The 1,142-nt window shown below is 35.6% G+C and carries 1 protein-coding gene and 1 pseudogene; both read left to right on the top strand.

All coding sequences use genetic code 11. The features are described from left to right. Positions 1-155 precede the first annotated feature (155 nt). Positions 156-555, top strand: a pseudogene (locus tag CGZ75_RS24250) (GNAT family N-acetyltransferase). A 67-nt stretch (positions 556-622) separates the two neighbouring features. Then, positions 623-1,033 carry a hypothetical protein gene (locus CGZ75_RS24245; RefSeq protein WP_141136893.1) on the top strand — a complete coding sequence of 137 codons (411 nt, stop codon included), beginning with the start codon at positions 623-625 and terminating at the stop codon, positions 1,031-1,033. Positions 1,034-1,142 lie beyond the last annotated feature (109 nt).

Raw genomic sequence — 1,142 nt, 5'->3', positions numbered from 1 at the left:
TTTGTGGTAAACTTCACCTTATGGGTGCTCCTCTCTTTGGGTGATGTTGTCTTTGCAAACACCATTCTACCAAAGATGAGGGCACTTTTTTATGTTTTTATGAGATTGCACTTTCGTAATTCAGGTTGAATTTGAAAATGAACATAATAAAAGACATGAATGAATTAAAACTAGTAAGACCTCTTTTAGAATTAAAAAATGAGTATTTATCTTTCTATCAAGAATGGAAAGAATCTGGCGAGGATATGGTTCCCTGGGTTATTAACAAAGACCCGCGTGATTTTGAAGCGATGCTGCAATCATTGTTTGATAATGATAGGGGAGCTGGAGCGTCAGAAGGCCGAGTACCAGACACAACCTTTTGGCTGATTAATAATCAAAATAGAGTGTTAGGTGTAGTTAATATAAGGCATCGACTGACGGATCACTTGCTTAATTCTGGTGGGCATATTGGCTTCTGAAAAGACCATTGTTAAAAACGGCGGTAAGCCGGATTCAGATTACATAGAAGATGATGGAAATGTCGTTAAAAGGTATTGGATACAGAACAGTTGAGAGTAGACCAAGAAGAGGAGCCGACTAAGTCAGTCGGTTCCGTTTTTGAATGGAGAGGCGGATATCATTGAATATTACTATCCAATACGATCAGCTTATTTATATCTATCTGAAAAATCAAGAAAAGTATATATATTTTAAGGGCACAAAATCATCCGTTAAATGTTATTTGCAATTAGATGATGGTAACAACTGGATAGGGATTAGAATAGCAAAGGAATATTCTTATGGCGGAGCGCCGTTATTTCCTGAGGTTGGGCAAATTGACTACATAAATTTTGAGGGAACTGTTCAAGAAGACGAGCATAATATTTTAATTACCTTTGATACAAATTCGAAAGTATATAGAGAGTTGGAGCAGGATTGTAATCTCGATTTAATTCCTGAAGGAATATACGGAATTGAAATCATTTTATGGAAAGCCAATAGAGATTGGAAAAAAGAAAAGATTCAAAAGTATATTATTGTTGATATTTGAAAGTGACCAAATAACTATAACTGTCTTTGAAGGTTACTACTTAGGTCCCTCTAAATTTAGCTGAGGGGCCTTTTAATTTTCAAGGATTTCCGTGAGAAATGTTGAACTT

Origin of the sequence: Paenibacillus herberti (assembly GCF_002233675.1) — a bacterium.
GTDB lineage: Bacteria > Bacillota > Bacilli > Paenibacillales > Paenibacillaceae > Paenibacillus_O > Paenibacillus_O herberti.
Note: the sequence above shows the minus strand (reverse complement) of the source record. Positions and strands in the feature narration are given on the sequence as shown.